This is a genomic window from Streptomyces sp. 8N616 (genome assembly GCF_052246385.1).
Classification (GTDB): domain Bacteria; phylum Actinomycetota; class Actinomycetes; order Streptomycetales; family Streptomycetaceae; genus Streptomyces.
The window spans coordinates 1-24,808 of record NZ_JBQQBY010000024.1; the positions used below are offsets into that span (position 1 = coordinate 1).

The window sequence follows — 24,808 nt, forward strand, 5'->3', positions numbered from 1 at the left end:
CAAACTCTCCGTGAATGCTTCCCCGATATCGGGGCCAACACCACGAGAGCGGAACCACCAGAGGAATAACCCAGTGGTTCACAGCGTCCTCGCTGTGTATTTCTTCAAAGGAACCTCGCCCCAGACCGTCACGGCCCGGAGACGGGGTATCAACATATCTGGCGTTGACTTTTGGCACGCTGTTGAGTTCTCAAGGAACGGACGCTTCCTTCGAAACCACGGTACTTCGATTAACCTCAGTACCGGCTTCTCCGGGCGCTTCCTTCGGTGTTTCCAACACTATCAGGCATTTCCCGGCCTCCCGACCATTCATCTGCGGGCATGCAGAATCGGATCCGGGATTGGATCAGGAACAAGAATGTGATAGGTGCTGCCGTCCGCGCCTCGGTCGCGGTCAAACCGCGCTGCCTCGGCTGCGGGCAGGGGTACGACAGTACATGCTGCGCCGCGCGCGAGGCAAACCGATAACCGGCGCTCCGCGGGGCAGAGCCCTTCCTTCCTATGTCTTACGCTTCTGATCAGCACGCCGTCCTGGACAGGGAGTGACGGCGCATGATGCATCTCCACCTCTGGGAGGCCGCCCATGACCACCGTGACGTCCCCGCTCGCCGGGCGTGCCATCGGACTCGCGGCAGTGCCCGATCCCGTCTTCTCGGGAGCAATGGTGGGGCCCGGCACCGCGATTGACCCCGTGCGTGAGCCTCATGAGGCCGTCGCGCCTGTTGACGGCATCGTCGTGTCCCTGCACCCGCATGCCTTCGTCGTCGTGGACGGGGAGGGGCACGGTGTGCTGACCCACCTGGGCATCGACACCGTGCAACTGAACGGCGAGGGCTTTGAGTTGCTCGTCAGCAAGGGCGACACCGTGCAGCGCGGGGACGCCATCGTGCGGTGGGACCCGGCCGCGGTGGAGGCGGCCGGGAAGTCCGCCGTGTGCCCGGTCGTCGCGCTGGAGGCCACGGCCGAGTCTCTCTCCGAGGTCGCCGAGGACGCCGACCTGAAGCCCGGCGACACCCTCTTCGCCTGGCAGTGAACTCCGCGCCGCTTTGACGGCGAGTACGACATCCACCACGGCGGAAACGATCCGCCGCATCGACCGGAGACGGTGACATGGAGACAACGCTGCAGGGCGTCGGCGTGAGCCACGGCGTGGCGATCGGCGAGGTGCGGCACATGGGCACGGCGGTGCTCGAGCCGCCGGCAAAGCAGATTCCGACGGACGAGGCGCCGCGCGAACAGGGTCGCGCACGCCAGGCCGTCGAAGCCGTCGCTGCCGATCTGATCGCGCGCGGCAATCTGGCGGGCGGCGAGGCGCAGGCCGTCCTCGAGGCGCAGGCCATGATGGCCCAGGACCCGGAGCTGATGGCGGACGTCGAGCGGCGCATCGCCGTGGGCAGCACGGCAGAGCGGGCCGTGTACGACGCCTTCGCCGCGTACCGGGCGCTGCTCGCCGGTGCCGGGGAGTATCTGGCGGGCCGGGTCGCGGACCTGGACGATGTACGCAACCGGATCGTGGCGCGGCTGCTGGGCGTGCCGATGCCGGGGGTGCCGGACAGCGACGAGCCGTACGTGCTGATCGCCCGCGACCTGGCGCCTGCCGACACCGCGCTGCTCGACCCGACCCTGGTGCTCGGCTTCGTGACCGAGGAGGGCGGGCCGACGAGCCACAGCGCCATCCTCGCGCGGGCGCTGGGCGTGCCGGCGGTGGTCGCGCTGCCGGGCGCGGGCGAGCTGGGCGAGGGCACGGTGATCGCCGTGGACGGCAGCACGGGTGAGATCTTCGTGGAGCCGAGCGCGGAGAAGCGCGCCGCCCTGGAGGCCGCGGCGGCCGAGCGCAAGGCGGCACTGGCCGCGTCGACCGGTCCGGGTGCGACGTCCGACGGGCACAAGGTGCCGCTGCTGGCCAACGTCGGCGGGCCAGCGGATGTGCCGGCGGCTGTCGACGCCGGTGCCGAGGGCGTCGGCCTGTTCCGCACGGAGTTCCTGTTCCTGGACGACAGCAAGAACGCGCCGTCGGAGGAGAAGCAGGTCCAGGCGTACCGGCAGGTGCTGGAGGCGTTCCCCGAGGGCCGTGTGGTCGTACGGGTGCTGGACGCGGGTGCCGACAAGCCGCTGGACTTCCTCACTCCGGCGGATGAGCCCAACCCGGCGCTGGGCGTGCGCGGTCTGCGCACGCTGCTGGACCACCCGGAGGTCCTGCGCACCCAGCTCACCGCGCTCGCCAAAGCCGCCGAGGGCCTGCCCGTCTACCTCGAGGTCATGGCCCCTATGGTGGCGGACCGTACCGACGCCAAGGCGTTCGCCGACGCGTGCCGCGAGGCCGGTCTGCAGGCGAAGTTCGGCGCGATGGTGGAGATTCCGTCGGCCGCGCTGCGCGCCCGCTCGATCCTGCAGGAGGTCGAGTTCCTGTCCCTGGGCACGAATGACCTCGCGCAGTACACCTTCGCCGCAGACCGCCAGGTCGGTGCCGTGTCGCGGCTGCAGGATCCGTGGCATCCCGCGCTGCTGGACCTCGTGGCGCTCTCGGCCGAGTCGGCCAAGGCCGAGGGCAAGAGCTGCGGCGTGTGCGGTGAGGCGGCGTCCGACCCGCTGCTGGCGTGTGTGCTCACCGGCCTCGGCGTGACAAGCCTGTCCATGGGCGCCGCGTCCATCCCGTATGTGCGCGCCACGCTGGCCAAGCACACCCTCGCCCAGTGCGAGCGTGCGGCCTCGGCGGCGCGTGCCGCGGACACCGCCGGCGAGGCGCGCCGCGCCGCGCAGGCGGTGCTCTCGGGCGAGTAACCCCCGGTTCCGGTGCACTGCTGGTGGCCGCCCCGCTCCGAGCGGGGCGGCCACCGCCGTTTCAGCGGCCGGCACGGTTCTCAGCAATCTCCTTCCGGTGGCGGCAGCTCGATGCCCGGCCGGTAGTCGACGCCCGGCTCGGGTGGTACGGGCTCTCCTGTGTCGGCGTCGGTGCAGTAGGCCGCGAACACTTCCGCCTCGGTCAGCGGCTGCAGCCAGCTGTCGCTCAACGACCAGCCCCGTACGACGTCGGGGCCGGCTTCCTGCGGTCCGGCCACCCGCGGTCCGGCTTCGTGCGGTCCTCCGCCACGGGTGCTGCTGCGGATAACGACGCCGCCGCGGCTGCCGGTGACGATGCCCGCGGCCAGGACCGTGCAGAACACCAGGGCCTCCGACTCCCGGAGTTGGACAAGACCGTCGTCCCCGCACGCGGCATGAAGGACCGCGATGAGCGGTGCACCGTCAACCGGCACGCTGCCCACCACGTGGTGCGCACCGGTGCCCACCGCGTCGACGAGCCGCATCAGGGCCTGCGAGGCCCTGGCGTACGCGGCCCTGCCCAGGTCCTGCCCGCAGTCTGCGCAGTCCCCCGCCGCGGCGAGCAGGGCGGTGGCGCGCTCGAGCGCGGCGTGCCGCTCCGCCTCGCCGATCAGCTCGGGCACCAGCAGTTCCATCGGCTGCCCCGCGTACGGCACGGTGGCGCCGAGGCCGGCCACATCCGCCGTGTAGCGAGTGCGGCTGTCCGGCAGGTCCGGGTCGAGCCGGGTCTCCTCGCAGAACTCCGCGTACTCGCGGGGCTCGAAGAGGGCGACCGTGGTGTGCACGCCCTGTGACGACAGTGCGCGCAGCAGCCCCTCCATCTCCCGTAGATAGGCGGCGTGGTCGTCGAAACCGAATGTCGCGTAGCGCCGCATGGCCGCGAAGTCCGCCTCGTCCGTCAATAAGGCCACTGTGCTGGGTACTTCGCGGCGCAGGGCGCGTCGCGCGCCGGGCAGCCGCTTGCCCCCACCGCTCCCGCTGTGCGTGCCTTTCCTGGTGCCTGTCATGACTCCCCCTCAGTGCATGAGCTTCACTTGCTCACTCACCGTAATCGAGGAGTCTGACAACGCAGGGTGACGGTTGCGGCGATGAGGGCTGGGGCGTGACGGCTACGCCGTGCGGTCGCGGGCGACGCGCTCGTAGAAGCGGAGAAGTTCGATGTCGTCGACGGAGCCGGGGTTGACGGCCTTGTCGAGCGGGGTGCCCTGGAGCAGCCGTTTGACGGGGACCTCGATGCGCTTGCCGGTGAGGGTGTGCGGGACGCCGGGAGCCTCGATGATGTCGTCGGGGACGTGGCGCGGCGAGAGCTGTTCGCGGATGGTCCGCTTGATGCGGTCGCGGAGTGCGTCGTCGAGTTCGGCGCCTTCTGCGAGGTGGACGAAGAGCGGCATCCAGTAGCCGCCGTCGGGCTGTTCGAGGCCGATGACGAGGGACTCGCGGATCTCGGGGAGGCGTTCGACGGCCTCGTAGATGTCGGCGGAGCCCATGCGGACGCCCTGCCGGTTGAGGGTGGAGTCGGAGCGGCCGTGGATGACGACGGTGCCGCGCGAGGTGACAGTGATCCAGTCACCGTGCCGCCACGCGCCGGGGAACATCTCGAAGTAGCTCTCCCGGTAGCGGCTGCCGTCCGGGTCGTTCCAGAAGCGGATCGGCATGGACGGCATGGGGTTGGTGACGATCAGCTCGCCGACCTCGTCGGTGACCGGCTTGCCGTGCGGGTCCCAGGCCTGGAGGTCCGTACCGAGGCAGGGGGCCTGGAGTTCGCCGATGTAGACGGGAAGGGTGGGGACCGCTCCGGCGAAGCAGCTGCAGACGTCCGTGCCGCCGCTGACGGAGGCGATCCACATGTCCTCGGCGACCTCGTCGTGGATCCAGCGGAAACCGTCGGGCGGCAGGGGCGACCCGGTGGTGGCGACACACTTCACGCGGGAGAGGTCGAGATCCCGGCCCGGGTGCACGTCCGCCTTGCGGCAGGCCATGACGTACGCGGCCGATGTGCCGAAGAAGGTCGTGCCGGTGCGCTCGGCGACGCGCCACTGGGCGGCGGTGTCCGGGTAGCCGGGGCTGCCGTCGTAGAGGACGACGGTCGCGCCGACGAGCAGGCCGGAGACGAGGAAGTTCCACATCATCCAGCCGGTGGAGGTGTACCAGAAGAACCGGTCGGCGGAGCCCAGGTCGGTGTGGAGCGCCAGCTGCTTGAGGTGTTCGAGGAGGATGCCGCCCTGGGACTGGACGATGGCCTTGGGCAGCCCCGTGGTCCCGGAGGAGTAGAGGACCCACAGCGGGTGGTCGACGGGGACCTGCTCGAAGACGGGCTCCGCGTCTGTGGAGACCAGCTCGGACCAGTCGAGGGCGCCCTCGGGCGCATCGGCGCCCAGCAGCGGGATATGCACCACGGCGCGCAGGGTGGGCAGTTCGCGGCGCAGCTCGGCGACGACGTCCGCGCGGTCGTGCTCCTTGCCGCCGTAGCGGTAGCCGTCGACCGCGAAGAGGATGACGGGTTCGACCTGCTGGAAGCGGTCCAGGACGCTGCGGGCGCCGAAGTCGGGGGCGCAGGAGGTCCAGACGGCGCCGACGGAGGCGGTCGCGAGGAGGGCGATGACGGCCTGGGGCACGTTGGGCAGATAGCCGCTGACGCGGTCGCCGGGCCGTACGCCGAGGCGGCGCAGTTCGGCGGCGAGCGAGCCGACCTGGCGGCGCAGCTCGGCCCAGGTGACGGGGCGCGGCTCGTGGGTCTCGTCGACGTGGAGGAGGGCCGGGGCGCCGGCACGCGCGCGGTCCTCGGCGGCGCGCAGGGCGTGCTCGGCGTAGTTGAGGGTCGCGCCGGGGAACCAGCGGGCGCCGGGCATGGCGGGGTCGGCGAGCACGGTCTCGTACGGTGTGGAGAAGCGCACGTCGAAGAAGTCCGCCGCGGCCTGCCAGAAGCGCTCGAGCTCGTCGACCGACCAGCGGTGCAGCACTGCGTAGCTCGCGGCCGGGTCGCCGGGCACCGCCCGCGGTGCGCCGTACCGGTCGGCGGCCCACTCCTGGAAGCGGGTGACCTGCGCGCCCGCGATGCGATCGGCTCCGGGCCGCCACAGCGGCTGCGGTCCGGCGGGCGTCGGTGCGGTGTTCGCTTCGGTCATGGCGCGGGCTCCCGGGCTGTCGCGTCGTCTTCGTCGCGTGGTGTGCTGGTGGTGCGCCGCGTGGTGTGCGGCGCCGCGCGCGCGTGCGGGGTCTGCACGTGTGCGGCTGATCAGGACGATGCCATGTGATCGACTCAGGCACCAGGGTCACCACCCCACATCGGAGGGCCATGATGTGTGGCCGCACCACGGGTGAACGGCAGTTGAACGCGCCTCGTACGCTCCTTCTCCGATGGCAGGCTGAGCAGCATGGATGCGCGTGAGCTGGTGCGGTCGGTGAAGGTGGTCGGTACTGCGCAGGGACTGCGTTCGGTGCGGGCGGCGTGGCGGAGACAGCGCGCCGACGCGGCCGGCTTGCCGAGACGCGGACCGGAACGCGCGCGTGTGCCGGGTCTCGCCCAGGGCGCGGACCCGCAGCCGGGGGGCGGAGTGGTCCGGTTCGCGCGCTCCTCCCTGCGGGTGAGAGTGGCCGCAGGCGGCGCGGTCTTCTGCGGCTGGGACGGGGCGGAACCCGAGCCGTCGTACGCCCTGGCGCGCGGCTGTCCCGGCGCGGACACGCGGGCCATGCTCGAGCCGGACAAGGACGGCGGCTGGCGCGTGGTCTCGGAGCGGGTGACGGTGGCGGTGTCCCGGCACGGGGCGGTGGAGATCCGTACGCCGGGCGGCGTGGTGCTGCGGCGTGATCTGCCGCCGCGCTGGTGGGATCCGGTGGACGAAGCGGGGGGCTGCGGGTCGCGCTGGGTACAGCGCTCGGAGGTGGCGGCGGACGCGCGGTTCTTCGGCCTGGGCGGGCGGGCCGCGGGGCCGCGGCTGCGGGACGGCTCGTACCGGCTGTGGAACACCGACCCGGGCGGAGGCGGGTTCGGGCCCGGCGACGACCCGCTCTACATCTGCATGCCGGTGCTGCTGGTCGTCGCGGACGGGGGCACCCACCTGGTCTTCCACGACAACTCGTGGGACGGCCGGGTGCAGCTGCGCGAGGGTGAGGAGGGCGCGGGCTCGGGGCACGACCGGCCCGGCGCCTGCGAGCTGCGGATGGACGGCGGGCCGCTGCGCTCCTGGACGGTGGTCGGCGGCCCCGCGCGCGTGCTGCGGGGCTGGACGTCCCTGACGGGCGCGCCGGCGCTCCCGCCGCGCTGGGCGCTCGGTTACCACCACGCGCGCTGGGGCTTCGGCAGTTCGGACGAGGTGCGGCGGGTGGCGGCCGGCTACCGGGAGCGCGGACTGCCGCTGTCCGCGCTGCACCTGGACATCGACCACATGCGCGGGCACCGGGTCTTCACGGTGGACACCGAGCGCTTTCCCGATCTGCCCGCGCTGGCAGGGGAGCTGCGGGAGGACGGGGTCCGGCTGGTGTCGATCATCGACCCGGCGGTGAAGGCGGAGCCCGGCAACGCGGTATACGACGGCGGGGCGGCCTCCGGCGCCTTCGTGCGGGACGCGCGCGGGCGCGAGGTGCGCGGTGTGGTGTGGCCCGGCGAGTCCGTGTACCCGGACTTCACGGATCCGCAGGTCCGCAAGTGGTGGGGCGGCCTGTACGCGGAGCGGCTGGCGCAGGGCTTCTCCGGGATGTGGCACGACATGAACGAGCCGGTGTCCTTCACGGCCTTCGGCGATCCGACGCTGCCGCGCTCGGCCAGGCACGACCTCGAGGGCCGGGGCGGCGACCACCGGGAGGCGCACAACGTCTACGGGCTGGGGATGGCCAGGGCCGGGTACGAAGGGCTGCGCGAACTGCGGCCCGAGGAGCGGCCGTTCCTCTTCTCCCGGTCGGGCTGGGCGGGAATGCAGAGATACGGCGGCTCGTGGTCCGGTGATGTGGCCACCGGGTGGCCGGGGATGCGGGCCTCGCTGGCGCTCGTGATGGGCCTCGGGCTGAGCGGGGTGCCGTACTCGGGGCCGGATGTCGGGGGTTTCACCGGCTCGCCGTCGCCGGAGCTGTATCTGCGCTGGTTCCAGCTGGCGGCGTGGCTGCCGCTGTTCCGCACCCACTCGGCGGTCTTCGCGGGGCGTCGTGAGCCGTGGGAGTTCGGACCCGAGGTGCTGGAGCACGCGCGCGTGGCGCTGCGCGAGCGGGAGCGGCTCCTGCCGTACTTCGTCACGCTGTCGCATGTGGCCCAGCGGACGGGGGCGCCCTATGTGCGCCCGGTGTGGTGGAGCGCTCCGGAGGACCGGTTGCTGCGCGACTGCGAGGACGCGTTCCTGCTGGGAGATGCACTGCTGGTCGCGCCGGTCATGGAACACGGAGCCACTCGCCGGGCGGTGCGGCTGCCGCGGGGGCGGTGGTACGACACGGCGACCGGGGCGGCGTACGAGGGGCCGGGGCAGGTGCTGGTGGACGCGCCGCTGTCGCGGATTCCGGTGCTGGTGCGGGCAGGTTCCGTGCTGCCTGTCATGGGCGACGGCGGGGCAGACGGCAGGAACACGGCGGACGGCGAGGGCACAGCCGACCGCGAGGGCACAGCCGACCGCGGGGGCGTGGAGCTGGAGGTGTGGGCACCGGCGGCGGGGCGCAGGGGCAGCGGTCTTGTGGTGGCCGATGCGGGGGACGGCTGGGAGCGGCCGCGGCTGGAGCGGTTCACCTCACGCGTGGTGGACGGGCGGGTGGTCGTCGAGCGGGAGGGCGACGCTGCCGGCCGAGAGCTCGCGTATGCCGTACGGGTACGGGGAGTGGTGGGCTGATCCGTCGCGGTCGGGAGTCGCGGGCCGCGGGTTGACCGACTGCGGGGCGACCGTGCCCATGATGCAGTCCCGTTGTCGTCCCTCAGCTCTGGTAGCGGCCTTCGAACCAGGCGCGGGCTGCCGCGGTGTGCAGCGGAAAGGCGAGCTCGGCGGGCGCGTCGAGAACCTCCCAGCCCTCCGTCTCGTCCGTGGGCGCGGACGACGGGAGGTCGTCGACGGTGCGCCGGGGCAGGAGGCCGAAGACCAGCAGATGGCCCGCAGGCGAGCTGAGGACGTCGGCGAGGCGGACTGCGACCGGGGCGGCCTCGATGCCGGTCTCCTCGCGCAGTTCCCGTACGACGGCGCCGCGCCAGTCCTCGCCGTGGTCGATGAAGCCGCCTGGCAGAGCCAGCCGTCCGCGCTGCGGCTCGATGGTGCGGCGAACGACGACGAGGCCCGGGGCGCCTCCGCCGACGGGCTGCAGAGCTACGGCGACGGGCAGAGGGTTGCGGTAGACCGTATTGCCGCACTCGGCGCACCGGCGGGGCCAGGCGGCGCCGGGCGGGTAGGCGGCGCCACAGAAGGAGCAGTGGGAGGCGGGTTCGGCATCGGGCACGCGCGGACTGTATCCAATTCCCTGCGGCTGCTGCCGCCTGCGTACGAGTGCGCCGCCGGTCGTCCGGCCCTGCCCGTCCCGCCCTGCCCGTCCCGCCCTGCCCGTCCGGCGCGGCTACTCCTTCTTTCCGATGCCCTCGCGTCAGATCAGTTTGACGCTGCCGGGCGACATCGACTCCCCGAACAGGCCCTGCTTGGGGCCGAAGTGGTAGCTGATGAGGGCTGACAAGAGCCCGCGGCCTGATAAATCTCTTGAGCATGCCACGAATCGCCGCCGCACTCCGCGCCGTTGCCCTGTCCGCCGCCGTCCTGGCCGCTGTCACCGCCGCTCCCCCGGTGGCGGAGGCGAAGCCCGAGCCGAAGGCCCCGAAGGAGTTCGTCGTCCTGCGGGACGTCGATCCCACGATCCTGCACGAGATCCGCTACATCACACCCCACAACTTCGTGGGCGAGCGGATCGACGGATACCGCCAGCCGCTGTGCCTTCTCACCGGGCCGGCGGCCAAGGCTTTGCACAAGGCGCAGGTAAAGCTCTTGAGAAAGGGCTATTCGCTCAAGGTGTACGACTGTTACCGGCCGCAGCGGGCCGTGGACCACTTCGTCGCGTGGGCGAAGGACCTCGACGACCAGTCCATGAAGGGCGAGTTCTATCCGCAAGTCGACAAGTCGAGGCTGTTCGCGGACGGCTACATCGCGGAGAAGTCCGGCCACAGCCGGGGCAGTACGGTGGACCTGACGATCGTCAAGCTCCCGGCCCGGCCCACCCGCCCGTACGTACCCGGCGAACCGCTGGTGCCCTGCTACGCACCGCGCGAAGAGCGCTTCCCCGACAACTCGGTCGACATGGGCACCGGCTTCGACTGCTTCGACACCCTCTCGCACACCCTGGACCCGCGCATCCAGGGCGAGCAGCGCGCGAACCGGCTCCTGCTGAAGAACACGCTGGAGGACCTCGGATTCGTCAACCTCCCCGAGGAGTGGTGGCACTTCACGCACAAGCCGGAGCTCTTCCCGGACACCTACTTCGACTTCCCCGTTTCGAGGAGGTCGCTCACCCATCGGTGAGCCGCAAGGAAGCCGCCCTCGCTCCCGCGGCGAGCGAGGGCGTGCGCCCGAAGAGCCCAGCTAGTGGCCGCCCAGCCTGTAGTGGAAGATCCCCCACGTGAGGTGCTTCTCCCGGCCACCGTTGACCCAGTGCCCGAGGCCCTTTTTCATCTGGGCGAGATACTCGTGGCTCACCACCCCCGCCAGCCCTGCGGCCTCCTGGCGCTCCGTCTCCTCGAGCACCCGCCCGTAGTGGGTCGTCAGGTGCTCGCAGTGCTCCTCGAAGCCGCCGCCGGCCTCGGTGAAGCCGAGCCGGGCCAGCTCGCGCGCATAGAAGCCGGGTGAGCCCATGTCGTCCAGGTGGATGCGGTCGAGAATCGGCTGCAGTACGCCGTCGGGGCAGTGGTCCGCCGCCATCGGGTCGGTGAAGATGAAGTGGCCGCCGGGCCGTAGTACGCGTGCGGCCTCCTCCAGCACCCGGACGCGGTTCCCGCTGTGCAGGAAGGCGTCCTGGGACCAGACGACATCGACGGACGCGTCCGGGTAAGGGATGTTCTCGAAGGACCCGTCCACGACGTCGATCCTGTGAGTCAGGCCGCGGGCCGCGTTCAGCTCCTTGTGGCGCTCGTTCTCCACCTCGCTGAGGTTGAGCGCGAGGACCCGGCAGCCGTAGGTCTCGGCCAGGTACCGGGCCGAGCCGCCGAAGCCCGAACCGAGGTCCAGCACCACGGAGTCCTCGGCCGGCTCCAGCTTCGAGGCCATGCGCTCGACGGTGCGGCGGCTGGCGTCCGCGATGGCCTCGTCGGGGTGCTCGTAGAGGCCGATGTGGATGTCCTCGCCGCCCCACACCGTGGCGTAGAAGGTGTCGGCGTCGGGCGAGTTGTAGTAGCTGCGGGCGGTGCCGACCGCACCCGCGTACGGACCCTCCTGATCGTCTTCCATCCGGTACTCCTTCTCGGCCACGTGAATGAAGAAGTCCGGCTGCTCGCCCCGGTAGGTGTGCTGGAAGTCGCCGTAGGTCTCAATGCGCTGGAATCCCACCTCGGACATGAGCCGACGGGTGTAGTCCGCCCGCAACGGGAACATGTTGAGGTGGTAAACGGAGTTGTCCGGGAAGTGATACCGCATGCGGCACAGCCCCTCGTCGACGTACTCCGGCTCCACTGCGACGTCATCGCCACAGTAGTAATAGGTGTGCTTGCTCGTGTACCCCTGATCCAGAATCGCATCGTAATTGCGCTGGTCCAGGACGAGAACCCCGTCGTGCTTCAGCATCGCGTAGAATTCCGCGAGTGCCTTGCGCCGGTCACGCTCCGAGAAGAGATGCGTGAAAGAGTTGCCGAGACACACGATGGCGTCGTACTCCCCGTGCACATCCCGGTTGAGCCAGCGCCAGTCCGCCTGGACGACGCGCAGGACGTGGTCCCCGTGCTGCATACCGTTCTTGAAGGCCATCGCGAGCATGTCGGCGCTGCCGTCCGCACTCACGGCGTCGAAGCCGGCCGCCAGCAGCCGAACCGAGTGGAAACCGGTACCCGTCGCGACGTCGAGTACGCTCTTCACCCCCCGCCTGCGCAGCAGGTCGATGAAGAAGTTTCCCTCGCTCTCTGCCCTCTTCTCCCAATCTATGAGAGAGTCCCACTTCTCGACGAAGCTGGGGACGTATTCTTCGGTGTAATGTCCGGTTTCTCGGACCTCTACGGGATTGTCTCCGAATTTCTGAACCGGTTGCGCGGTGATGAGCGAACCTCCAGTCGTGGGAGCTGTGACGCGGCCGTCCAGGACGGGCTTGAGGCCTCGGGAACCGCGCACGATCTCCAGCGCATCGCTATCCAGACCCGCGAGATGTATGCCTCCAAGTTCCCTGTACGACTTCGGGTTTCCGGGGGAATGCCGTCCTGACCAGTGGCTTTGTGATCTCGATTTTCGGCCACGGGCGCATCCGCGCCGCCCCGGCCGCTCGGCGTCAGCCGCCCGCCGCCGGACGCAGGGGCTCCCCCCGTCTCCCCCTCTGCACTACGGTGCGGACATGACGCAGCCGACGTTCGACACGTACGAGGACTTCTGGCCGTACTACGTGGCCATGCACTCCAAGGCAGCCACACGCTGGGTTCACCTGACCGGCACGCTGACCGGACTCGCCGTCAGCACGTACGGGCTGCTCAGCGGCCGTCGGCGCTATCTGCTGGGGCTGCCCGTCATCGGCTACGGCACCGCCTGGCCCGCGCACTTCCTCATCGAGAAGAACAATCCGGCCACCTTCGGGCATCCCGCCTGGTCGCTGCGCGGCGATGCGCAGATGATCCGGATGATGCTCGCGGGCCGCGATCACGAACTCGCGGAGATCGCCGCCAAGTGGCTTGCCGAGAACGACGGCTCCTGACCCGCGGTTCCCGGCTCCGGGCGTTACAGGCGGCCGCCCGCCGCGTCCGAGGACAGCCGCTGGGCGATGTAGACCGGCAGCACCGACAGCGCGATGAGCAGCGCCGCCACGACGTTGACCACCGGCGCCTGGTGGGGGCGGGCCAGGTTGGCGTAGATCCAGATCGGCAGGGTCTGGGTGCCGGGTCCTGCCGTGAACGTGGTCACCACGATCTCGTCGAAGGACAGCGCGAAAGCCAGCAGCCCGCCCGCCAGCAGCGCCGACCGGACCGCCGGAAAGGTCACGTAGCGGAAGGTCTGCAGCGGGCGCGCGCCCAGGTCCGCTGACGCCTCCTCGGCCGAGGGGGCGACGCGGCGCAGCCGGGCGGCGACGTTGTTGAAGACGACGACGATGCAGAAGGTGGCGTGCCCGACGACCACGGTGAAGAGTCCGAAGCCGACGCCGAACGGCTCGAGGACCGTGCGGAAGGCGGCGTTGAGCGCGATGCCGGTGACGATGCCGGGCAGTGCGATCGGCAGGACGACGAGGAACGAGACGGCCTGCCGCCCGAAGAACCGGTGCCGGTGCACGGCGAACGCCGCCAGGCTGCCCAGCACCAGCGCCACGGCGGTCGCCCCGAGCCCCGCCTCGACCGAGATCAGCAGCGCCTCCCGGGCTCCCGCGCTGTGCCAGGCCCGCCGCCACCACTCCCCCGTGAGGCCGGACGGCGGCCACGCGAAGGAGCGGTCGGCGTTGAAGGAGTTGAGCAGGACCAGCAGCAGCGGCACGTAGACGACCGCGAGGCCGAGCGCCATGACGCAGCCGAGTACGGTGCGGGCGGTACGGGAGAGCTGCAACGACCCCACTCCTCCGGTGAGTTACAGCGCGTCGAGCGCGCCGGCGCGGCGCACGGCGGCGAGGTAGCAGAGGATCAGCACGACGGGCACCGCGGACAGCGCCGCCGCCATCGGCAGGTCGAGAGTGACCTGCGAGGCGATGGCGTTGCCGAGCATCTGGGCCCTGCCGCCGACGATCTGTACGGCGATGTAGTCGCCCAGGCTGAGCGAGAAGGTGAAGACCGAGCCCGCGAGGATCGCGGGGCGCAGCGCGGGCAGGACGACGGAGCGCAGGGTGCGCCAGGCGCCGGCGCCGAGGTCGGCCGAGGCTTCGAGCTGGTGGTCCGGGAGGCGCTCCAGGGCCGCGTACACGGGCAGGATCATGTACGGGAGCCAGAGGTACGCGAGTACGAGGACGACGGCGGTGGTGCCGTAGCCCGGGCCGCGCAGGCCGAGCGGTGCGGCCAGGGCGTTCACCACGCCGTCCTCGCTGAGTATGACCCGCCAGGCGTACGCCTTGACCAGGTAGCTCGCCCACAGCGGGGTGAGGACGGCGACGACCAGAACGCCCCGCAGCCGCGCCGGGGCGACGCGCGCCATGAAGAACGCCATGGGCAGCGCGAGCAGCGTGTCGATGAGGGTCACGGTCATCGCGATGCCGAGGGTGCGCAGCGCGATGGTCCGGTAGACGGGCGTGGTCAGGATCTGCCGGACGTTGTCGGTGTTCCAGATCCGCAGCACGTCGGAGGTGAAGCTGTCGGTCGTCCAGAACGCCGAGAGGAGCAGGACCGCGAGCGAGCCGAGGTAGGCCGCTGCCAGCCACAGCAGCGGAGGCGCGAGCAGCGCCGCCAGCCTCAGCCGCCCGCCGGCGGCCCCGCCTGGACGCTTTGAGCCGGCCCTGGACGCAAGGCTTGATGTCAGCCCTTGATCTCTGTCCATGCCCTGGTCCAGCGCGCGTAGTCGGTGCAGGTCGCGTCCTTGCGACCGTCGAGGCACTGCTTGACCGGGGTGGTCCAGAAGTGAACGCGCTTGAAGTACGCCTCGTCGCCCGCGTGGAAGGTGTCGCAGAAGGCCGGGTCGGAAGTCTCCCGGCACGCCTTCTCGTTGGCCGGTGCTTCCCCGAACCACTCGGCGACCTGGGCGTTGACCTTGGGCGAGACGATCCAGTCGAGCCACCTGTAGGCGCAGTTGGGGTGCTTGGCCCGGGCCGCGACCATCCAGGTGTCGGACCACCCGGTCGACCCCTCCTTGGGGAGGATCGCCTTGACCGGCGCCTTGTCGGCGGTGGCGAGGTTGGCGATGACCTGCCAGGTGGTGCCGACCACGCTGTCGCCGCTCTTGAAGGCGCTGACCTCCTTCTGGTAGTCGCTCCAGTACTCGCCGATCGCCTCACGCTGCTTCTTCAGCAGGTCCACGGCGGCGCCCAGTTGCTTCTCGTCGAGCGCGTAGGGGTCCTTGATGCCCAGCTCCGGCCGGGTCTTCATGAGGTAGAGGGCGGCGTCGGCGATGTAGATGGGCGAGTCGTACGCGGTGACGTGGCCGGTGTGGCGGGAGGCGTCGTCGAAGACCGCGCTCCAGGAGTCGGGAGCGGGTTTCACCTTGTCGGTGCGGTACATGAGGAGGTTGGCGCCGCGGCCGTGCGGGATGCCGTACATCCGGCCCTCGGCGGAGTTGAACGGCTGGTTCTTGAGGCTGCGGAAGATGTCCCGGTAGTTCGGGACGAGAGAGGTGTTGACCGGGGCGGCGTCGCCGGAGGCGATGAGGCGCAGGGTGGCGTCACCGGAGGCCGAGACCGTGTCGTACTGGCCGGTCTTCATCAGCGAGACCATCTCGTCCGAGGTGCCCGCGACCTTGGTGTTGACCTGACAACCGGTCTTCTTCTCGAAGGGGTGGACCCAGTCGGCCTCGGGGTCGTTGGAGCCGTCCTCGGCGTAGCCCGCCCAGGCGATGATGTTGACCTGGCCCTCGCCCGCCCCGACTTTCTTGTGCATCGGGACGTCCGGGGCCTGGAAGCCCTGGGGTCTGCCGGACGATCCGCTGCCGGAGTCGGAGCCGCAGGCGGCGGTGAGGAGCAGGGCGCAGGCCGCGGCAGCGGCCCGCAGGACGGTCGACGTGCGCATCCGGTCCTCCTCGGCGGTCGGTGCTGAGGAGCAGTCAGTATCCAGATCTTCACGCACCGTCGAAAGAGCGCATCAAAAGGAGTGCACCGATCGGTCAATAGTCCGTCAAGTCGGGTACTTCATAAGGCGCTTCGTCGGGCCACAGGGCGAGGACCTCGGATCCGGCGCCGCCCGGAGTCCGGTCCCCGCTGCGCAGGACGGCGGTGATCCGCCCGCCGCCGTCGAGGTCGATGCGCACGCGCGTGTGCGCCCCCGCGTAGACGACGTCGGCGATCCGCCCGGGCGCGGAGTGCTCGCCGGGGCCCGGCTTCCCGTCCGGGGCGGCCAGCCGGATCCGCTCGGGGCGGATGCTGTACGTGCCGGGGCGGCCGACGAGGCGTAAAGCGTCGGGGCCGCGCAGCAGGTTGGTGTCGCCGACGAAGCCCGCCACGAAGGCGGTGGCGGGCCGCTCGTACACCTCGGCGGGGGTGCCGACCTGCTCGATCCGGCCGCCCTCGACGACCGCGATCCGGTCGCTCATCGTCAGGGCCTCCTCCTGGTCGTGGGTGACCAGGAGGAAGGTGACGCCGGTGGTGCGCTGCACCTCCCCCAGCTCGGTCTGCATCCGCTGCCGCAGTTTGAGGTCGAGGGCGCCGAGCGGCTCGTCGAGGAGCAGCACGCGGGGGCGGTCGACGAGGGCGCGGGCGAGGGCGACCCGCTGGCGCTGGCCGCCGGAGAGCTGTGCGGGGCGGCGCGGTCCGTATCCGGCGAGGCGTACGGTCTCGAGCGCCTCGCGGGCACGGGCCAGTCGCTCGGCTCTGCGGACGCCGCGCACCGTGAGGGCGTAGGCGACGTTCTGCTCGACGTTCATGTGCGGGAACAGCGCGTAGTCCTGGAAGACCGTGTGCACGTCGCGGCGATGCGGGGGCAGGGCGGTGACGTCGCGGCCCGCCAGCTCGATACGGCCCGCGGTGGGGCGCTCGAACCCGGCGACGAGCCGCAGGAGGGTGGTCTTCCCGGAGCCGGAGGGGCCGAGGAGGGAGAAGAACTCGCCGTCCCTGATGTCGAGGTCGACACCGGCCACGGCGGTCACATCGCCGAACTGCTTGCGGACGCCTGCCAGTCGCAGCGCCACCGGAGCGGCCGGTGTCCGCGCCCCTGCCGGTGCCGCTGGTTCAGCCGTCGCCATGCGCACGCCTCCCGAGACCGCCGGTGCCCTGGTGGTGCGCCGGCACTGTATCCGGGATTCCTCTCCCCCGGCCGGGCGTGGCACACTTCTGACGGCTCGTCAGTTCTGCTTGCAGCGATCGTTTTCCGGGAGGGCTCGTGGCACGCGCTCGTACGCCCGTGGTGGCCGGCTGGTTCAGTGAGGACCGCGAGGACGGGGCGGACGGCAGGGGCGTCGGGGGCGCCGGGGGCTTCCGGCTCCTCGGCACCCGCTGCACGGCCTGCGCCTCGGTCTTCTTCCCCCGCGAGGACCGCTTCTGCCGCAACCCCGCCTGCGGGAGCAGCGAGCTGGCCGAGGTGCCGCTGTCCCGGCGGGGCAGGGTCTGGTCGTACACGGACGGCCGCTACCGCCCGCCCGCGCCGTACGTTTCCGATCCCGGCCGCGCGTGGGAGCCGTACACGCTCGTCGCGGTGGAGCTGGCGGCCGAGCGCATGATCGTGCTCGGGCAGGCCGCGCCCGGGGTGACCGTGGCCGATCTGGCGGTCGGCATGGAGGTCGAGGTCGTGCCCGGCGTGCTGGGCGAGGACGACGAGCACATCTGGACGACCTGGAACTGGCGGCCCGTGGCGGAGGTGCGCGGATGACCGGCGACGTGGCGGTGCTCGGCGCGGGAATGCACCCGTGGGGCAAGTGGGGGCGCGGCTTCGTCGAGTACGGCACCGTGGCCGCCCGCGCGGCGCTGGCCGACGCCGGGATCGGCTGGGCGGACGTGCGGTCGGTGGTCGGCGCGGACACCGTGCGCGGCGGCTACCCCGGCTATGTCGCGGGGGCGACGTTCGCCCAGGCACTGGGCTGGCAGGGAGCGCGCGTGACCAGTGTGTACGCCGCCTGCGCGTCCGGTGCCCAGGCGGTGAACACGGCCCGCGCGCAGATCCTTTCGGGCATGGCGGACGTGGTCCTGGTGGTCGGGGCGGACGCGGCGCCGAAGGGCTTCTTCGCCCCGGCGGGCGGGAGCCGCCCCGACGACCCGGACTGGCTGCGCTTCCGCATCCTCGGAGCCACGAATCCGGCCTACTTCGCGCTGTACGCCCGCCGCCGCATGGCGCTGCACGGCGACACACCCGAGGACTTCGCCCAGGTCAAGGTGAAGAACGCGGCCGCGGGCGCGCTCAACCCGAACGCCCGCTACCGCAAGGCCGTCAGCGCCGAGGAGGTGGCCGCGTCCGCGGTCGTCGCCGATCCGCTGCGGCTGCTCGACATCTGCGCGACCTCCGACGGGGCGGCCGCGCTGGTGCTCTCGAGCATCGGCTTCGCGCGGCGGCACGGGGTCGCGGACCCGGTTCGTATACGTGCCGTCTCTACGGTGACGCCGCGTTACCCGAGGACCGTGCCGGACCTGCCCGACATCGCCACCGACTCGGCGGCCGCCGTGGAGCCCGCGCCCGGGAGCTTCCGCGCCTCGATCGCGCAGGCCGCGTACGAGGAGGCGGGCATCGGCCCCGGGGACCTGTCGCTCGCAGAGGTGTACGACCTGTCCACCGCCCTGGAGCTGGAGTGGTACGAGGACCTGGGGCTGTGCGCCGCCGGAAAGGGCGCCGCGTTGCTGCGCGAGCGGGCCACGGCGCTCGGCGGCCGCATCCCGGTCAACCCGAGCGGCGGACTCGCCTCCTTCGGCGAGGCCGTGCCCGCCCAGGCCATCGCGCAGGTCTGTGAGCTGACCTGGCAGTTGCGCGGACAGGCGGGAGACCGACAGGTGCCGGGGGCGCGGGCCGGGATCACCGCGAACCAGGGGCTGTTCGGACACGGCTCGTCGGTGATCGCCGTCCGCTGACGCACCGCGCTCCTCAAGGATCGTCCGGGCCGGTCCGAGGGCGGTCCGGGGCCGGTGGGGGCTCGGTCCGGGGCCGGTCCAGGGCCAGTGGGGCTCGGTCCGCACGCGGCGCGAACAGCAGCGCGAACGGCGGCGTACGCTCCGGAAAGGCTCGTGAACTCTGCGTGAATCGGGCGTCCATACGGGGGAGTCGTGGACATCATGCTTGCGTGCCTTCATGGACGGACCAGCTTCGCTTCGCCTTCCAGCCCGTCGTGAATCTCGCGACCGGGTCGGTGGCGGCGTTGGAGATACTCGCCCGCCCTGAGCAGGGCGATGTGCTCGCCCAGGCCCGTCGCAACGCGGATCTCGACGGGGAACTCGCCGCGCTCGCCGTGCTGTCGGCGACGCGGCAGGAGACGCTCCTGCCGCTGCATGTGAACGTCTTCGCCGGGACGGCCGCCGACCTCGGCGGACTCGCGTCCCTCGAGATGGCCGTCAGCGGCGTGGGCCGGCGCCCCTGGGAAGTGACCGTCGACCTCGGCGCCCCCTTCACCCACGTTCCGCAGCGCGCCCTGCTGACGGCGGTGGAGCGGCTGCGCGACGAGGGCTTCCGGATCTGCGCCGACGGGGTGGGCGACGGGGACGTGCCGCTGCGGCTGCTGGCGGACCTGGCACCGGACCTGGTCAAAATCGACGCCTCGGTCGTGGCGCGGCTGCCGGAGGACCGCGGCTGCCGGGCGGTCGTCGCCGGGCTGCGGCGGTTCTGCGACGACGCGGGCGGTCAACTGGCCGTCGAGGGCGTGGAGACCGAGCTGCAGTGCGCCGCGGCGCGCGACACCGGTGCACAGCTCGCTCAGGGCGACCTCTTCGCGCCGCCCTCGCGGCTGCCGGTCGCCGACGTGTACCGCCCGGCCCGGCCGCCGCTCGCACCCGCCGGTCCTCAACAGGGTCTCGCGGGGCCGCTCGTGCGGGAGTTCCTTCAGCCCGCGGCGCTGCTTCCGGTGGAGGCCTCCTCCGGTCAGGTGCGGGCCCTGCTCACCGGATCGCCCGAGGTGTCAGGCGTCATGCTGGTCGACGCCGACGGGGTGCCCGTACGGGCCGTGGACCGGGACCGCTTCCTGCTGTCGCTCTCCGGGCGGTACGGGCACGCGCTGTACGCGGACCGGCCGGCGGCGCGCCTGGGCGACCTGCCGCGCACGGTCGGCGCGCACGCGACGGCGTGGGAGGTGCTGGACGTGGTGGCGGCCGACGAGCGCAGCCGCACGGCCGACGACGTGGCGGTCGTCGACGCGAAGGGCCGCTGCGTGGGCGTGGTGCACCTGGCCGACATCGTGCGCGCGCTGGCCGAGAGCCGGGTGGAGGAGGCGGCCGGGCTCAACCCGCTGACCCGGCTGCCCGGTTCGGACGCGATCAACTCCGAAGTGGACCGGCGGATCGCCGACTGCCGGGAGTTCGCGCTGAGCTGGCTGGACGTGGACGGCTTCAAACAGGTCAACGACGGGGCCGGGTTCGCGGCCGGCGACGAGCTGATCCGGGCGGTGGGCCGCAGGCTCGCCGAGGCGGCGGCCCCCCGTTCTGCCGCCCGCGTCGGACACATCGGCGGAGACGACTTCCTGCTGCTGGCCGACCCCGAGGGGATGGAGCCGCTGGCCCGCGCGGTCCTCGACGCGCCCTGGTCGGCGGGCGGGATGCCCGTCACCATGTCGCTCGCGACCGTGCTGTGCCCGCCGGGCAGCGTGGCCGACCACCACCAGGCAGCGGCCTGCCTGGCCCCGCTGAAGAAGACGGCCAAGGCGCTGCTGGGGGCCAGTTGGGTGCTGGGCCGGCCGGGCTCCCTACGGCAGGAAGTGCGGCGGGGTACGGACCTGCGGGTACCCGGTCCTGCCGGCTCCGCGCGGGCCCAGCGGGGTGTGCACGCCACGGGTTGAGGGGGTGCTGTCGGCGACCTTGACGCCCCAACAGCACCGGTGAACACTTCCGGATGTCAGTCGGCATCGCCGCACGCCGGCCGTCGGCCCAGGGGCCGCCGGCCCCTCTCCCCACGGGCGATACCGCTGTGTTGGCACGCTCGTCGCGGACGCCCGGGCGGGGGGGTAAGCACACCCCTGCCGCAGGCTCCGAAGCGGGTTGGGAAGACGCACCCTGCAGCACGGAGGACCGGGGCGATGAGCACCCCCGGGCGAGGGACTGGGAGCCGTAATGGAATTTTCCCCTGGGGACATATTCGTCGGTGAGGTCATCGGCACCGCGATCCTGATCCTCTTCGGCGCGGGTGTCTGCGCCGCCGTCACACTCAACCACTCGAAGGCGAAGGCAGCCGGGTGGATCGTCATCGCCTTCGGCTGGGGCTTCGGCGTCATGGCCGGTGCCTACACCGCGGCGCCGCTGTCCGGTGCGCATCTCAACCCGGCGGTGACCGTCGGCATCGCCACCGACACCGGCGACTGGGACAAGGTGCCGCTCTACATCCTCGGCCAAATGGTCGGCGCGGCCATCGGGGCGGCGCTCACCTGGCTCGCGTACGTCGCCCAGTTCGGCGCCAACGAACAGCCTACGCTGGGCATCTTCTCGACCATCCCGGAGATCCGGAACCCGGTCGCGAACCTTCTCACCGAAACCATCGCGACGGTGGGGCTGGTGCTGCCGATCCTGGCCCTCGGCCTCACCAAGGGCCTCGGCGAATCCGGCACCACGATCCTCATCGTGTCCTTCCTCGTCGTCGGCATCGGGCTCTCGCTCGGCGGGCCCACGGGCTACGCCATCAACCCGGCGCGCGATCTCGGTCCCCGTATCGTCCACGCCCTGCTGCCCATCCCGCACAAGGGCACGTCCGACTGGGGATACTCGTGGGTACCCGTGGCGGGCCCTCTGATCGGCGCGGTGCTCTCCGGCCTGATCTTCAACGCAGCTTTCTGAGCCTCGCAGTCAGGAGACGTCCATGACGGACACGTACGTCGCCGCGATTGACCAAGGCACCACTTCAAGTCGCTGCATCATCTTCAATCAGGACGGCGCGATCGTCGCCGTCGACCAGCGCGAGCACCGGCAGATATTCCCCAAGCCCGGCTGGGTCGAGCACGACGCCACCGAGATCTGGTCCAAGGTGCAGGCCGTCGTGGCGGGTTCACTCGCCAAGGCGGGGCTGCGCGCCGACCAGCTCAGCGCGCTGGGCATCACCAACCAGCGCGAGACGACGGTGCTGTGGGACCGTTCGACCGGCAAGCCGGTGCACAACGCCATCGTGTGGCAGGACACCAGAACGGCGGCGCTGTGCAACGAACTCGGCGGCGCGGACGGGCAGGACCGTTTCCGCGACGCCACCGGGCTGCCGCTCGCCAGCTACTTCTCAGGGCCGAAGGCCGCCTGGCTGCTGGACAACGTGCCGGGGCTGCGCGCCCGCGCCGAGAACGGCGAGATCGCCTTCGGCACCATCGACTCCTGGCTCATCTGGAATCTGACGGGCGGTACAGACGGCGGGGTGCACGTCACCGACGTGACGAACGCCGGCCGGACGATGCTGATGAACCTCGAGACCCTGCAGTGGGACCCGGCCATTCTGGCCACGATGAACCTGCCCGAGGCGATCCTGCCGGAGATCCGCTCCTCGGCCGAGGTGTACGGCACCGCTGTCGGCCAGCTGGCGGGCGTGCCGGTGGCCTCCGCGCTCGGCGACCAGCAGGCGGCCGTGTTCGGGCAGACCTGCTATGGCGTCGGCGAGGCCAAGAACACCTACGGCACCGGCAGTTTCCTGCTGCTCAACACCGGCAACCGGCCCGTACCGTCCAAGAGCGGGCTGCTCACGACCATGGGCTACCAGCTCGGCGGCGAACAGCCGGTCTACTGCCTCGAAGGCGCCATCGCGATCACCGGCGCCCTGGTGCAGTGGTTCCGCGACCAGCTCGGCATCATCAGCTCGGCCGACGAGATCGAGACCCTGGCGGCGAGCGTCGAGGACAACGGCGGGGCGTACATCGTCCCGGCCTTCTCCGGCCTGTTCGCCCCGTACTGGCGCTCCGACGCGCGCGGTGTGGTCACGGGCCTGACCCGGTACGTGACCAAGGCGCACCTGGCGCGGGCCGTGCTGGAGGCGACCAGCTGGCAGACGCGCGAGGTCGTGGACGCGATGTACCAGGACTCGGGCGTGCAGATCACCTCGCTGAAGGTGGACGGCGGCATGACCGCCAACGGGCTGCTGATGCAGCATCAGTCGGATGTGCTGGGCGTGCCCGTCATCCGGCCGGTGATCTCCGAGACGACGTGCCTGGGCGCGGCGTACGCGGCCGGGCTCGCCACCGGGGTGTGGCAGGACCTCGACGAGCTGCGGGCGCACTGGAAGCGCGACCAGCTGTGGGAGCCGCACATGGAGCCGCAGGCACGCGAGCGCGAGTACGGCAACTGGCGGAAGGCCGTCGAGCGCAGCTTCGGCTGGGTGGGGGAGAACGGGGTGTAGCCGCGGCCACGGAAGAGGCCTGGCGGCCCGTCGAGGCGTCAGCCCGGCGAGGCCGCGGGCCGCACGGGTACGGCCCGCGTTCCGGACGGTGTGGAGCGCGGGCCCGTACTCGCGTGAGCGTCCGTACTCCCGTTACGTTGGTACTCCCGTGACGTGCCGTCAGGTGGCGGCGGGCTGGCGGTAGTCGGAGCCGGATTCCAGCGCGTGCTGGACCACGGAGATCAGCACGTCCTTGGCGGACGCCCGCTCCCGCGCGTCGCACAGCAGGACGGGCACGCCCGGGTCGAGGTCGAGCGCGTCGCGCACCACGTCGGGCGGGTAACGCTTGGCCCCGTCGAAGCAGTTGACGGCGACCGTGAAGGAGATGCCGCGCCGCTCGAAGTAGTCGATGGCGGCGAAGCAGTCGCTGAGGCGGCGGGTGTCCGCGAGCACGACCGCGCCGAGCGCTCCCTGCGCCAACTCGTCCCACAGGAACCAGAAGCGGTCCTGACCCGGCGTGCCGAAGAGATAGAGCACCAGGTCGTCGCGGAGTGAGATCCGCCCGAAGTCCATGGCGACGGTGGTGGTGCGCTTCGCCTCGATCCCGTCGGTGGGGTCCACGGGACGGCCCGCTTCGGTGAGCAGTTCCTCGGTGCGCAGCGGTCTGATCTCGCTCACCGCACCGACCAGCGTCGTCTTGCCGACACCGAAGCCGCCCGCGACCAGGATCTTGAGCGTCACCGGTTCGACGGAGGACTTGCGACGCCGCTCGGAGCGCCCGAAGACCATGGCTCTCTCTTCCGATTCGCCGTACGGGGATCCTTCCGGAAGGACTGTAGCGGCGACCGGCTCCCCCGCGCGTCCCAGGTCCCGAAGAATCGGCGGGGCCGGGCCGCGGAACGCAGTGCGGGCCTCCGTGCGCGCCGCGTGGATGCCCGTACACCCTCCGTGTCCGGAACTGTCCGAAGTGGTGGCTTTAGGTGTGGAATACCCCATTTTGGGCAATCAGGGCTATGCACCGAACGGGGGTTCACGGCAGAGGAGGGCGTCATGCGACAGGCGGAGGAATACGAACTTGTGTTCGCGAGTTCCGGTCAACCGGCGCCCGCGACCGAAGACGTCGTGGTGGTGCACCGCACGGACCGGAGCGGCCCCGGTGGTCACCCGGTGTACACGGACGACACCGGGATCGTCCGGGCGGAGATCAGCGACCGCGCCGAGGTACGGATGATCGCCAGCGGCGGGCACCAGGAGCACCGCTCCGCGGTTCAGGCCCGCCCCGTCGACTAACGGCCTTCCAGAGCCGGGAGGGGCGCTCGGGCGGGGCGCCCCGGAGGTCAGAGCGCCCTGAGCCCGTCGATCACCTCACGCAGAATGCTCTCGTCGGGCAGTTCTGCCGGAGGCACCGGCCGGGAGACCCGGACGAGCTCCGCGTCGAGGAGATCGCCGATGAGCACCCGTACGACCCCCACCGGGAGGTCCAGGTCGGTCGCGAGCTCCGCGACCGACTGCGGGGCCTCCCGGCAGAGGTTCACGATGTCGAGGTGCTCGGGGGACAGCGTATGGTCGGCACCGTCCGGTGCGGTGGAGTCGCCCGGCTCGCCGCTCCTGGACTCGGCGACCACCACCGCGATGAGGTCGAGCCGGTCCTCGGCCGCGCTGCGGGTTCTGCCGCGCGTCATCGCGTAGGGGCGTACGACCGGCCCGGCCGCGTCGTCGAACCAGTGCGCCGCGTTGGGGCCGTGGTCCCGGCCGTCGTTGCCACTGCCGTTCCGGCCGTCGGTTCCGCTGTCGTTCCGGCCGTCCCCGCTCATGACACCCCCGTTCCTCGTCATG

21 protein-coding genes are annotated in these 24,808 nt (G+C 71.3%); 11 read left to right on the forward strand and 10 right to left on the reverse strand.

From position 1 onward, the window contains the following. Positions 1-583 precede the first annotated feature (583 nt). Together ACTWQC_RS21985 and ptsP are read left to right on the forward strand one after the other, a co-directional pair. Positions 584-1,033: a PTS sugar transporter subunit IIA gene (locus tag ACTWQC_RS21985; protein ID WP_443317490.1), complete on the forward strand. Its 450-nt coding sequence runs from the start codon at positions 584-586 to the stop codon at positions 1,031-1,033. Between the two features lie 77 nt (positions 1,034-1,110). Beyond that, positions 1,111-2,781 (forward strand): phosphoenolpyruvate--protein phosphotransferase, encoded by a 1,671-nt coding sequence (gene ptsP / locus ACTWQC_RS21990; RefSeq protein WP_443317491.1) that lies wholly within the window; start codon positions 1,111-1,113, stop codon positions 2,779-2,781. A gap of 80 nt (positions 2,782-2,861) precedes the next feature. On the opposite strand, the gene ACTWQC_RS21995 is transcribed toward ptsP, so the two are convergent. Both ACTWQC_RS21995 and ACTWQC_RS22000 read right to left on the reverse strand, forming a co-directional pair. Continuing rightward, complete coding sequence (locus ACTWQC_RS21995; RefSeq protein WP_443317492.1) at positions 2,862-3,827, reverse strand: hypothetical protein; 966 nt, start codon at positions 3,825-3,827, stop codon at positions 2,862-2,864. A 102-nt stretch (positions 3,828-3,929) separates the two neighbouring features. Then, positions 3,930-5,945, reverse strand: coding sequence for an acetoacetate--CoA ligase (locus ACTWQC_RS22000; RefSeq protein ID WP_443317493.1), 2,016 nt, complete (start codon positions 5,943-5,945; stop codon positions 3,930-3,932). Between the two features lie 249 nt (positions 5,946-6,194). Here ACTWQC_RS22000 and ACTWQC_RS22005 point away from each other — a divergent pair, with 249 nt between their 5' ends. Then, positions 6,195-8,627, forward strand: a complete 2,433-nt coding sequence (locus ACTWQC_RS22005; protein ID WP_443317494.1) for a glycoside hydrolase family 31 protein — start codon at positions 6,195-6,197, stop codon at positions 8,625-8,627. 82 nt (positions 8,628-8,709) lie between these two features. On the opposite strand, the gene ACTWQC_RS22010 is transcribed toward ACTWQC_RS22005, so the two are convergent. Next, a complete protein-coding gene (locus ACTWQC_RS22010; protein ID WP_443317495.1) occupies positions 8,710-9,222 on the reverse strand; it encodes an NUDIX domain-containing protein in 513 nt (170 codons plus the stop codon). A 257-nt stretch (positions 9,223-9,479) separates the two neighbouring features. Between ACTWQC_RS22010 and ACTWQC_RS22015 the strand changes: the two genes are divergently transcribed. After that, positions 9,480-10,286: a M15 family metallopeptidase gene (locus ACTWQC_RS22015; RefSeq protein ID WP_443317496.1), complete on the forward strand. Its 807-nt coding sequence runs from the start codon at positions 9,480-9,482 to the stop codon at positions 10,284-10,286. A 60-nt stretch (positions 10,287-10,346) separates the two neighbouring features. On the opposite strand, the gene ACTWQC_RS22020 is transcribed toward ACTWQC_RS22015, so the two are convergent. Beyond that, on the reverse strand, positions 10,347-12,077 hold the full coding sequence (locus tag ACTWQC_RS22020) for a glycine/sarcosine N-methyltransferase (protein ID WP_443317497.1): 1,731 nt from the start codon (positions 12,075-12,077) through the stop codon (positions 10,347-10,349). A gap of 217 nt (positions 12,078-12,294) precedes the next feature. On the opposite strand from ACTWQC_RS22020, the gene ACTWQC_RS22025 reads away from it, so the two are divergent. Next, on the forward strand, positions 12,295-12,648 hold the full coding sequence (locus ACTWQC_RS22025) for an Mpo1-like protein (protein WP_443317498.1): 354 nt from the start codon (positions 12,295-12,297) through the stop codon (positions 12,646-12,648). 23 nt (positions 12,649-12,671) lie between these two features. Here ACTWQC_RS22025 and ACTWQC_RS22030 read toward each other — a convergent pair whose 3' ends face one another. The 4 genes from ACTWQC_RS22030 to ACTWQC_RS22045 form a co-directional block, all read right to left on the reverse strand. After that, positions 12,672-13,484: an ABC transporter permease gene (locus ACTWQC_RS22030; RefSeq protein WP_443317499.1), complete on the reverse strand. Its 813-nt coding sequence runs from the start codon at positions 13,482-13,484 to the stop codon at positions 12,672-12,674. Between the two features lie 21 nt (positions 13,485-13,505). Then, complete coding sequence (locus tag ACTWQC_RS22035; protein ID WP_443317500.1) at positions 13,506-14,402, reverse strand: ABC transporter permease; 897 nt, start codon at positions 14,400-14,402, stop codon at positions 13,506-13,508. Then, positions 14,381-15,583, reverse strand: a complete 1,203-nt coding sequence (locus ACTWQC_RS22040) for an ABC transporter substrate-binding protein (protein WP_443317501.1) — start codon at positions 15,581-15,583, stop codon at positions 14,381-14,383. Before ACTWQC_RS22040 ends, ACTWQC_RS22035 begins: the two co-directional genes overlap by 22 nt. A 94-nt stretch (positions 15,584-15,677) precedes the next feature. Beyond that, positions 15,678-16,751, reverse strand: a complete 1,074-nt coding sequence (locus ACTWQC_RS22045) for an ABC transporter ATP-binding protein (protein ID WP_443317502.1) — start codon at positions 16,749-16,751, stop codon at positions 15,678-15,680. Positions 16,752-16,888: 137 nt separating this feature from the next. Here ACTWQC_RS22045 and ACTWQC_RS22050 point away from each other — a divergent pair, with 137 nt between their 5' ends. The 5 genes from ACTWQC_RS22050 to glpK all read left to right on the forward strand — a co-directional run bounded on the left by ACTWQC_RS22050 (position 16,889) and on the right by glpK (position 22,993). Then, entirely contained in the window at positions 16,889-17,374 is a 486-nt protein-coding gene (locus ACTWQC_RS22050) for a Zn-ribbon domain-containing OB-fold protein (RefSeq protein ID WP_443317503.1), read from the forward strand. Then, positions 17,371-18,561, forward strand: a complete 1,191-nt coding sequence (locus ACTWQC_RS22055; RefSeq protein ID WP_443317504.1) for a lipid-transfer protein — start codon at positions 17,371-17,373, stop codon at positions 18,559-18,561. Before ACTWQC_RS22050 ends, ACTWQC_RS22055 begins: the two co-directional genes overlap by 4 nt. 209 nt (positions 18,562-18,770) lie before the next feature. Beyond that, positions 18,771-20,471 carry an EAL domain-containing protein gene (locus ACTWQC_RS22060; RefSeq protein WP_443317505.1) on the forward strand — a complete coding sequence of 567 codons (1,701 nt, stop codon included), beginning with the start codon at positions 18,771-18,773 and terminating at the stop codon, positions 20,469-20,471. Between the two features lie 271 nt (positions 20,472-20,742). Further along, positions 20,743-21,459, forward strand: a complete 717-nt coding sequence (locus tag ACTWQC_RS22065; protein WP_443317506.1) for an MIP/aquaporin family protein — start codon at positions 20,743-20,745, stop codon at positions 21,457-21,459. Between the two features lie 22 nt (positions 21,460-21,481). Beyond that, positions 21,482-22,993 (forward strand): glycerol kinase GlpK, encoded by a 1,512-nt coding sequence (gene glpK / locus ACTWQC_RS22070; RefSeq protein WP_443317507.1) that lies wholly within the window; start codon positions 21,482-21,484, stop codon positions 22,991-22,993. Positions 22,994-23,152: 159 nt separating this feature from the next. On the opposite strand, the gene ACTWQC_RS22075 is transcribed toward glpK, so the two are convergent. Beyond that, positions 23,153-23,761 (reverse strand): GTP-binding protein, encoded by a 609-nt coding sequence (locus ACTWQC_RS22075; RefSeq protein ID WP_443317508.1) that lies wholly within the window; start codon positions 23,759-23,761, stop codon positions 23,153-23,155. Positions 23,762-24,022: 261 nt separating this feature from the next. Here ACTWQC_RS22075 and ACTWQC_RS22080 point away from each other — a divergent pair, with 261 nt between their 5' ends. Next, positions 24,023-24,262, forward strand: coding sequence for a DUF6296 family protein (locus ACTWQC_RS22080; protein WP_443317509.1), 240 nt, complete (start codon positions 24,023-24,025; stop codon positions 24,260-24,262). A gap of 47 nt (positions 24,263-24,309) precedes the next feature. On the opposite strand, the gene ACTWQC_RS22085 is transcribed toward ACTWQC_RS22080, so the two are convergent. Continuing rightward, complete coding sequence (locus tag ACTWQC_RS22085) at positions 24,310-24,786, reverse strand: DUF742 domain-containing protein (protein ID WP_443317510.1); 477 nt, start codon at positions 24,784-24,786, stop codon at positions 24,310-24,312. Between the last annotated feature and the right edge of the window lie 22 nt (positions 24,787-24,808).